7 protein-coding genes are annotated in these 6,470 nt (G+C 61.2%); 4 read left to right on the top strand and 3 right to left on the bottom strand.

All coding sequences use genetic code 11. The features are described 5' to 3' along the window. Positions 1–855, top strand: an 855-nt coding sequence (locus AADA04_RS08070; RefSeq protein ID WP_340692745.1) for an alpha/beta fold hydrolase, incomplete at its 5' end; no start/stop codon positions are given. On the opposite strand, the gene AADA04_RS08065 is transcribed toward AADA04_RS08070, so the two are convergent. Next, positions 852–2,429, bottom strand: a complete 1,578-nt coding sequence (locus AADA04_RS08065) for an AMP-binding protein (protein WP_340692744.1) — start codon at positions 2,427–2,429, stop codon at positions 852–854. The two genes, AADA04_RS08070 and AADA04_RS08065, sit on opposite strands and share 4 nt — an antisense overlap. A 150-nt stretch (positions 2,430–2,579) precedes the next feature. Here AADA04_RS08065 and lipA point away from each other — a divergent pair, with 150 nt between their 5' ends. Both lipA and AADA04_RS08055 read left to right on the top strand, forming a co-directional pair. After that, a complete protein-coding gene (gene lipA / locus AADA04_RS08060) occupies positions 2,580–3,551 on the top strand; it encodes a lipoyl synthase (protein ID WP_340692743.1) in 972 nt (323 codons plus the stop codon). Position 3,552: 1 nt separating this feature from the next. After that, the gene (locus tag AADA04_RS08055; protein ID WP_340692742.1) at positions 3,553–4,029 is read left to right on the top strand and encodes a type II toxin-antitoxin system RatA family toxin; all 477 of its coding nucleotides are present in this window, start codon (positions 3,553–3,555) and stop codon (positions 4,027–4,029) included. On the opposite strand, the gene AADA04_RS08050 is transcribed toward AADA04_RS08055, so the two are convergent. Further along, the gene (locus tag AADA04_RS08050; RefSeq protein ID WP_340692741.1) at positions 4,007–4,498 is read right to left on the bottom strand and encodes a CinA family protein; all 492 of its coding nucleotides are present in this window, start codon (positions 4,496–4,498) and stop codon (positions 4,007–4,009) included. The two genes, AADA04_RS08055 and AADA04_RS08050, sit on opposite strands and share 23 nt — an antisense overlap. 9 nt (positions 4,499–4,507) lie before the next feature. Continuing rightward, the gene (locus AADA04_RS08045; protein ID WP_340692740.1) at positions 4,508–5,650 is read right to left on the bottom strand and encodes a bifunctional 2-C-methyl-D-erythritol 4-phosphate cytidylyltransferase/2-C-methyl-D-erythritol 2,4-cyclodiphosphate synthase; all 1,143 of its coding nucleotides are present in this window, start codon (positions 5,648–5,650) and stop codon (positions 4,508–4,510) included. A gap of 120 nt (positions 5,651–5,770) precedes the next feature. Between AADA04_RS08045 and AADA04_RS08040 the strand changes: the two genes are divergently transcribed. Continuing rightward, positions 5,771–6,470 (top strand): tRNA-dihydrouridine synthase family protein (locus AADA04_RS08040; protein WP_340692739.1); only part of this gene is annotated, 700 nt, incomplete at its 3' end.

Here is a 6,470-nt window from a genome sequence, read left to right as displayed (position 1 = left end):
AGGAACCAGCTCATGGCCGCAACTGAACCGCGCCCGAGAATCACGATGCAGGATATTGACGGCGTCATGCTGCGCACGGCCTTCTGGGCTGCCCGGCAGGATGAGGGCAAGCGCCCGCTCCTGTTCTTCAACGGAATCGGCGCGAACCTCGAGCTGACCCACGCCCTTGGCGACATGTTTCCTGATCGCGACATCATCACCTTTGATGTGCCGGGTGTCGGCAAGAGCCCGGTCACCCAATGGCCCTACCGGCCATGGATGCTGGCCCGTTGGGCGCGCAAGCTGCTCGACCAGTTCGGCATCGATGAAGTCGATGTGATGGGTGTGTCATGGGGCGGGGCGCTCGCCCAGCAGTTCGCCTTCCAGTATCGTAACCGCGTCGGCAAACTCATCCTCTGCGCCACGACAGCCGGCATGACCATGGTCCCCGGCAAACCCAAGTCGCTCTCCAAGATGGTGGACGCCCGTCGCTACACCGATCCGAACTATATGCGGGACAATTTCGCGACGCTCTATGGCGATGAGGCAGACGCGCAGGCTGGCGAGCACATCACCCGCCTGATGCCACCTGATCCGAAAGGCTATGTCTTCCAGCTCCTCGCCTTCATCGGCTGGTCAAGCTTGCCATTCATCCGCTTCCTGCGCATGCCTGCGCTGGTGATGATGGGTGACAATGACTCGATCGTGCCCGTCGCCAATGGCCACATCCTGAAAGTGGCCCTGCCGAATTCGCGACTGCACATTGTCGAGGGCGGTGGCCACCTGTTCCTGGTGACACGGGCAGACGAAACGGCCAGCGTTATCCGTGGCTTCCTCGAAGAGCCCCACGAATTTGAAGGTAAGGCAGCCGCCTAGATCGCCATCAGGTCATCGGCCTGCTTCTGTACCGCTGCATAGTCGATCTTGCCCGTCCCGAGAACGGCAATTTCCGGAACATGGAACACCCGTCGCGGTACGGACAATTCGGGAACGCCGTGGTTCTTGGCCCAGGCGAGGATGTCAGCCCGATTGCAGTCCTCTGCATCACTCAGCAAGATGATCTGTTCGCCTTTGCGCGGATCGGGCATGGCGACGGCTGCATGCAGGTTCTCCGGCCAGACGGCGCTTGCGCAATTCTCCACCACAGCCAATGACACCATCTCGCCACCAATTTTCGCGAACCGCTTTACGCGGCCCATGATCCGGATGAAGCCCTCGTCGTCGATTGCAACAATGTCGCCCGTATCGTGCCAGCCGCCTTCCGGCCGCTCCAGCACGCCCGGCCGGGATGGTCGCAGGTAGCCGAGCATGATGTTCGGGCCGCGTATCTGGAGCCGGCCGCCATCAACAATGCCATCAACCGGGATCAACATCGATTCCATGTCGGCCATCAGCTGGCCCACCGTGCCCGGCTTGTTATGCTCCCATTGATTGGCCGCCACGACGGGCGAGGCTTCCGTGGCCCCATAACCTTCCAGGATTTCGATTTCGAACTTCCGGCGAACCAATGCGCGCGTCTCGTCTTTCACGCGTTCGGCGCCGCATACGGCCAGCCGCACGGAACTCATGTCGCCATCGGCGCCAGTCCGCGCGTATTGGGAGATGAACGTATCTGTCGCGAGAAGGATTGTGGATCCATTGCTCCGTATACGCTTCACGATCTCGCGCGGTTGCAGGGGTGTCGGGTGAAACATCACCTGGATGCCCGCCACAATCGGAAGGATCGCACCAACGGTGAGGCCGAAGCAGTGAAACGTCGGCAGGGGATTGAAGACCTTGTCGGTTTCGGCGCTCAGGCCGATATGCGCGCGAACTTGCTCGACATTCGCCATGACATTTTCGTGGCTCAGGACGACGCCCTTGGGCTCGCCTTCGGTGCCGGACGTGAACAGGACAACAGCGGGTGATTTGTAGCGCGGCTTCGAACGGAAAAGTCGGGGCATGATGGGCCCCAACGCCGCCGCAACCTTGTTGCCCAGCGTCAGCGACTCCCGGACATCTTCCAGGTAAACGATCTCGGCAACTTTGCTCAACTCCGCAATCAGGGCCTCGAGGCCGCCGAGTTCGACAAATTTGTGCGCCGTGATGATACGTTTAACGCCTGCTGCCATCATGGCTGCCTTGAGATTCGCAGAGCCTGCCGTGAAGTTCAGCATGGCTGGTGTGCGGCCATACGCACTGAGCGCATAAAACGCGATGACCGCACCGGCACCGGTCGGCAGCATGACGCCGACAGCTTCGCCGCGTGATGTGCCTTTTTTCAGGGCCGCGCCAAGACCGAAGGCGGCACGAATGATGTCCTTGTAGGACAGTTCTCGCTCGTCACCGTCGACAACGATCACTTTATCGCCGCCAAACTCCTGCTTGGCGCGCAGGAGGGCAGAAAACAGGTCGATATGAGTGCGGGCAGGTTTGTACGGAATCGGGGAAGGGATGGTCACGTTGTTCATCAGTGGCCCTTTGACTTCGTGAGGAGTGACCTCACTTTTGTAACATTTTGTCACGTAAGGGCCTTTGTGCAACTGATAATGCAAGTTTGCATATGCAGTCTGCGCGGCATTTCCCTTGATGAATCGCTTGCTCGCGTCCATCTTCGGCCCATGGCAAACCTCATCGATCTCACCCCGTCCGGGCGCAAGCACCGGCATCCGGAAAAGCAGGCTCGCCCTGATACGCCCATCCTGCGCAAGCCGGACTGGATCCGCGTCAAGGCACCGAACTCGGCCGGCTATGCCGCGACGCGCGAAATCGTGAAATCCAACGGCCTGATTACCGTTTGCCAGGAGGCAAGCTGCCCCAATATTGGCGAGTGCTGGGAAAAGAAACACGCCACAATGATGATTCTGGGTGATGTTTGCACCCGCGCGTGTTCGTTCTGCAATGTGTCGACCGGCAAGCCTATGGCAGGTGTGGATGCCGACGAACCGCGCCGTGTCGGCGATGCCGTCGCAGAAATGGGTCTCCAGCACGTCGTCATCACCTCGGTTGACCGGGACGATCTCGAAGATGGCGGAGCGATGCACTTTGTCCACGTTATCAAAGCCATCCGCACGGCCTCTCCCGGCACGACGATCGAGATTCTGACGCCGGACTTCCTGCGCAAGGATGGCTGGGAAAACCGGGTCATTGATGCACAGCCTGACGTGTTCAACCACAATCTCGAAACCGTGCCGCGCCTCTATCTGAAGATTCGCCCCGGTGCCCGCTACTTCCACTCGCTTCGCCTGCTCCAGAAAGTGAAGGATCGCGATCCATCGCAATTTACGAAGTCGGGACTGATGGTGGGCCTTGGTGAAACCAAGGAAGAGGTCATGCAGGTCATGGACGACATGCGGTCTGCCGGCGTCGATTTTCTCACCATTGGCCAATACCTTCAGCCGACGCGTAAGCACGCGGCGATAGACCGCTTCGTCACGCCCGAGGAATTCAAGGCGCTTGAGGAAATCGCGCGCGCCAAGGGTTTCCTGATGGTGTCGGCCACGCCGCTCACGCGCTCCAGCTATCACGCCGGCGAAGATTTCGCCCGCATGCGCGCCGCCCGTGAAGCCAAGCTCGCGGGCCTGCCAGCTTAAAATGCCCCGGTTCTCCAAATCGGTCCGCGTGCCTTACTCAACGACGCAGGCATTCGATCTCGTATCGGACGTTGCCCGCTATCCGGAATTCATCAAGTGGATCACGGCCCTGCGCGTGTCCGACCATCGCGTCGATGAAACCGGGGTCCGACATTGCCGGGGCGACGCTGTTGTCGGGTTCAAGGGATTCGTCGAGCGTTTCTCCACCACTGTCACAGCAGATGTCAGCGAAGGCGCCGTCATTGCCAGCCTGATCAAGGGGCCGTTCAGGCATTTGAAGGCGGAATGGGCGATCATGCCATTGGAGCGGGGCGGCTGTGATATCGCGCTCCAGATCAATTATGAATTCCGCAATGTGCTCATTGCGATGCTGGCGGCCGCCAACCACGACATCGCCGTCGACCGCATCATGAGCGCGTTTCTCTCGGAAGCGCACAAGCGCTACGGCAGTTCGCCTAGCGCATCTGTACCTGGATAAGGTTCAGCGCCGTCTCGACGGATTCCATCCGGACCTGGGATCGGCCAATGTCCCCAAGCTGCAACATTTCATGCACCACGGCGCGGTTCTCGCGGGCACACGCAATATGCACGGTGCCAACCGGCTTCATGCGCGTCCCGCCGCCGGGCCCAGCGACGCCGGTAATGGCGACGGCGATGTTCGCTCGGCTGGCTTCAAGCGCGCCTTCTGCCATCATCCGTGCGACGGGCTCAGACACGGCGCCATAATCGGCAATGACGTCGCCGGCGATGCCGAGCATCTCTTCCTTCGCGCGGTTCGTATAAGTGACGAAGCCCCGCTCGAACACGGTCGACGACCCGGGGATATCTGTGAGCAGGGCAGCGAGAAGCCCCCCTGTGCAGCTCTCGGCTGTACATATCTTCAGGCGCGCCCGTTCGGCATCGTCGAGGATCAGCATGGCGAGATTTCTGAGGCGTTCTGGAAACATGGTCTCAGACTAGCGCGCAGAAACCGACGGCACCAGCACTGCGATGGCCTCGGCGGCAATTCCCTCGCGTCGTCCGGTGAAGCCAAGGCCTTCGGTCGTCGTCGCTTTGACGCTGACGGCTGACAGCGGAAGGCCCAGCAGTTCGGCCGTGCGGACCCGCATGGCCTCGCGATGGGATTTCACCTTGGGTGCCTCGCAGATCACCGTGATGTCGCAACTCGACACGGCATAACCTTCCGATTCGGCCAAACGGACCGATTCCTTCAGGAAGATCGCGCTGTCGGCATTCTTCCAGCGCGCATCCGAGGGTGGGAAATGATCTCCGATGTCGCCGAGTGCGACCGCACCGAGGATCGCGTCCGTCAGCGCGTGCCAGGCGGCATCCGCATCAGAATGGCCCTTCAACTTGGCGTCGTGCGGAATTGCCACGCCACACAGCGTGACATGATCACCTGGCTCGAAGGCATGGACATCAAATCCCTTGCCGATGCGAGGCATGGAGGAAGCAGGGCTCAACAGTTTCGCGACCATGTCGAAATCCTCGGGGAAGGTAATCTTGTGAAGGCGCTCGTCGCCGGGAATGAGGTCGACCCGCGCGCCGCTGGCTTCCATCGCCGCAAGGTCGTCCACAAGATCAGCGCCTGCCGCGTCCAGCGCGGCACGTATGGCACCCAACCGGAACGCCTGGGGCGTCTGGACCCTGAACAGGCCATCACGGGACACGGTCACCAATTTGCCGTCACGCGACGTCTTCAGCGCATCGGAAACGGGCAGGGCAGGGGCGACGGCGTCTGCCTTCGCCAGTGCCTCCAGGAGAGACGAAATCATCGCCTGGCTGAGGCCGGGCCTGGCCGCATCATGGATCAGCACGGGCGTGTCCGGCGACAGGTCGAGAGCGGCCAGTCCATTGCGCACGGATTGGGTTCGCGACGGACCGCCCGGCACCCGTACCACCCCCTCACCACACCCTTCGGTTTCCCGGCCCACGGACGCGACAACCACGATCTGACCCACGTTTGGGTGCGCGCGGAAGGCCTCGATCGACCAGTCGAGTACCGACCGGCCCAGAAGGGTCTCGAATTGCTTGGGCCCGGCGCGCCCGGAGCGCGTCCCTTTGCCTCCCGCAACAATGATTGCAGCTGCCAATGTCATGTCCGGCTTTCTAGGCGAGGCCGGCAATTCTGGCCATAGGCCATTGAAAGGGTGCTTTTTTGCATAACTGCGCGTCTTTTGTGCACTTGCGAAGAACTCAAAAGTCGGAACAATAGAAATATGACTGATTTTAAGGCACCCCAGGTCTGGCTGGCCCCCATGTCGGGAGCGACTGACGCCCCGATGCGCCGGCAAGCCGTACGCTTCGGCGCGCCCGCTGTTGTGTCGGAAATGGTCGCAAGCGAAACGCTCGCGTCCGAGCGACCAGACATGGTGCGCCGCACCTGCCGCCACGAAGGCGCAGGCTATTGGATCGTCCAGCTCGCCGCGCGCCGTCCTGCAGACATGTATACAGGCGCAGCATTGATGCGAGATGCCGGCGTGGACGTCATCGATATCAATATGGGCTGCCCCTCCAAACAGGTCACGGGCGGCCAGTCGGGGTCAGCCCTGATGCAGGATATCCCGCTGGCAACCCGCATTATCGAATCAGCACTCGAAGGCGCCGATGGCACACCCGTCACGCTCAAGATGCGACTGGGGTGGGACGATTACAATCTGAACGCGCCCGAACTCGCCCGAATAGCCGAGGCCCTGGGCGTCCGCATGATCACCGTGCATGGCCGGACCCGCTGCCAGTTTTACAAAGGCGCGGCGAATTGGGCCGCTGTTCGCGACACCGTCGACGCCGTGTCGCTTCCTGTGATCGTCAATGGAGACATTGGCTCGCTTGCCGATGCCAAAACTGCGCTCGCCGAGTCTGGCGCCCATGGCGTCATGATTGGCCGAGCCGCCATGGGCCAGCCCTGGCTCGCAGGCG

It is taken from the genome of Hyphomonas sp., assembly GCF_037969335.1.
Lineage (GTDB): Bacteria > Pseudomonadota > Alphaproteobacteria > Caulobacterales > Hyphomonadaceae > Hyphomonas.
This window is presented reverse-complemented; position numbering and strand designations above follow the sequence as displayed.

Excerpts from the sequence above, each read along its gene's own strand:
- AADA04_RS08065 (WP_340692744.1), bottom strand. The coding sequence starts at position 2,429 with ATGAACAACGTGACCATCCCTTCCCCGATTCCGTACAAACCTGCCCGC.
- lipA (WP_340692743.1), top strand. The coding sequence starts at position 2,580 with ATGGCAAACCTCATCGATCTCACCCCGTCCGGGCGCAAGCACCGGCAT.
- AADA04_RS08055 (WP_340692742.1), top strand. The coding sequence starts at position 3,553 with ATGCCCCGGTTCTCCAAATCGGTCCGCGTGCCTTACTCAACGACGCAG.
- AADA04_RS08050 (WP_340692741.1), bottom strand. The coding sequence starts at position 4,498 with ATGTTTCCAGAACGCCTCAGAAATCTCGCCATGCTGATCCTCGACGAT.
- AADA04_RS08045 (WP_340692740.1), bottom strand. The coding sequence starts at position 5,650 with ATGACATTGGCAGCTGCAATCATTGTTGCGGGAGGCAAAGGGACGCGC.